The sequence below is a fragment of the Enhygromyxa salina genome (genome assembly GCF_000737335.2).
GTDB classification, from domain to species: Bacteria; Myxococcota_A; Polyangia; order Nannocystales; family Nannocystaceae; genus Plesiocystis; species Plesiocystis salina_C.
Window position 1 is genome coordinate 1 of record NZ_JMCC02000254.1, and the last position, 2,070, is coordinate 2,070.

Below are 2,070 nucleotides of genomic sequence, written 5' to 3' on the forward strand. Positions count from 1 at the left end.
CCGGCGTCGGCGAATGCCAAGAGGGCGTATGTACGCCGACCTACGCGGAGTGCTCGGATCAGAGTGACATTTCGACCTGCGCCGAGGCATGCGAGGTGCAGGGGACTTCATGTGTCGCCAACGGGTGCGGCGGATACACTTACCGGATCTACGCGAGCTTCGAATGGTGTGAAGATCCCGCCCGAAGTGGTTTCGAGTTCGCGCATGAATGCGACGAGCCGATCGAGTGGCAGTTCAACTCCGCGGTCAGGTGTTGCTGCGAGCAGGAGTAGATGTCGAGCAGTCCACGGCCAACGGGCGCGCGCTCGAGGTCGAATCGACTCGAGTCGAGGCCCCTGACCGCGGACGGGTACCGAGGCCCAGCTCGGCGTGCGCCGGTGCGATGTCGTGGCCAGCTTCACCAAGCGCATCGCACCGCGGCAGCGCGGGCAGGTCATGATGTCGACCGCGAACACCCGCGAGAGCAGCCACGCCCCGCGAAGCGTCGGCTAGCTGATCCGCGGGTCCAGCCCGTCAACGCGACCCGCCAGGCTCAGGGCTGCTCGACCGCAGACGCCTCTGCCTCGGACTCCGCGCCAGCTTCGGGGGGCGCGTCTTCGGCCAGCGGCGCTTCATCCTCGGCCTCGAGCCGGCCGGCGCGGCGGCGGGCGGTGGGCTTGATCCGCTGGGCGACCTCGTCAAAGCCAGCCAGCGAAGCGAGCGCCACGAAGGCGTCGGCGACCCCGGCGTAGACCCGGGCCCACTCGCCGCTGGCCGCGTTGCGCTGCTCGAGGGTTTCCTGCGCTTCGCGACGCTCGCGCTCGACCGCGTCGAGGCCCTTCTCGAGCTTGTTGGCGGCCTCGATCAGGCGCTCACGAAGGCGCTCGAGGTCGACGGGGATCAGGTCGTCCGCGGGCTCGCCAAGGGTCTCTGGGTGCAGCTGCGTGCTCATGTGGCGGGCGTGCTGGATCAGCTCTTGAGCGTCGCGGGGCAGGTTCGTGTCGAGGCTGAGCCGCGCCACCACGCCGGTGCCGTAGGTCCCGACGATCGCGTCGCGGATCCGGTGAATGAACTCCCACAGATCACGCGTGCTCGTGTCGCGTGCATCTCGAAACCCCTTGTCGTCGGCGAGCTCCGCCGCGTGGGCGAGATCGGCCTGCTCGAGCGCTGCGCCGGCGCGGCCAAGCGCGTCGCCGAGCGCCGTGATGAACTGCGCCGCGCTCACGTCATTGGGCGCGCCGTCGGGAAACAGGAGGGTGGCCACTTTCTCTGCGACATCATCACCGCGGGCCTCGATTGCGTGTGTGACCGAGCGGCTAATCTTCAGGCGATCGGTCACTGCTTTGGACAACTTCGACTTGTTCTCGATCTACGAAACACGTTTCTTGGCGTCAAGTCGGTTGCCCGGCCCCACGCGGGTCTTCGCTGGCTCGGCGAGCGAGCTTCTGCGGCTGACAGACTGCTCTGTAGGGCCGCCAGAGCAGTGCTGCCGGCCATCAAACACGTTCGCGGCGTCGCAGAGGCGTTCGCTGAGTTCGCAGAGCGATCGATCGCGCTCGCAAAGCGATCGTGCGCGCTCGCAAGACCACCTGCGACAGCTACAAACGCCATTGTCAGCCGCAAACCCGCTCGTACGCCGTGCAGACGGCATTGTCAGTTTCACACACGCACCTGCGCGGCTCACAGAGGTGTCTGTCAACTGCGGGAACGCGTGTGCCGGCGTCGCGAAGCGCTATGTCAGGCTGGCGCGGCCAAACGCCCCACGGTCAGCGCGCAGCACATCATCTGGCGGGAGGCGTCGATCCGGTCATCCGGTCATCCCGAGCGACTGTCGCCCGCCCGACGGCGAGCGGCCTGATCAGTTCTCGTTGTGCGTGGCGCATGCGCCCTGACCGAGCAGCCCGACCGACGCCACGACCCGTCCGCTCTCGCCACGGCGCTCGAGCTGGTGCTCAGCGCCAAGTGCAACGATTCGGTCCGCGAGCATCCACGCCGCTGGGGCACGCGCGAGAAAGTAGTCAATGACTGTGAGGTACCTGGACATTCGAACGTCACAGCCGCGCTCGAGCCGAGCGAGGGCGCTGGCGTCGA

At 67.5% G+C, this 2,070-nt stretch carries 3 protein-coding genes; 1 reads left to right on the forward strand and 2 read right to left on the reverse strand.

From position 1 onward, the window contains the following. Positions 1 to 272 (forward strand): hypothetical protein (locus DB30_RS42095; RefSeq protein WP_205633211.1); only part of this gene is annotated, 272 nt, incomplete at its 5' end. A 260-nt stretch (positions 273 to 532) separates the two neighbouring features. On the opposite strand, the gene DB30_RS40700 is transcribed toward DB30_RS42095, so the two are convergent. Both DB30_RS40700 and DB30_RS42100 read right to left on the reverse strand, forming a co-directional pair. Continuing rightward, positions 533 to 1,243 carry a hypothetical protein gene (locus tag DB30_RS40700; protein ID WP_146662942.1) on the reverse strand — a complete coding sequence of 237 codons (711 nt, stop codon included), beginning with the start codon at positions 1,241 to 1,243 and terminating at the stop codon, positions 533 to 535. A 594-nt stretch (positions 1,244 to 1,837) separates the two neighbouring features. Next, positions 1,838 to 2,070, reverse strand: a 233-nt coding sequence (locus DB30_RS42100) for a hypothetical protein (protein ID WP_205633212.1), incomplete at its 5' end; no start/stop codon positions are given.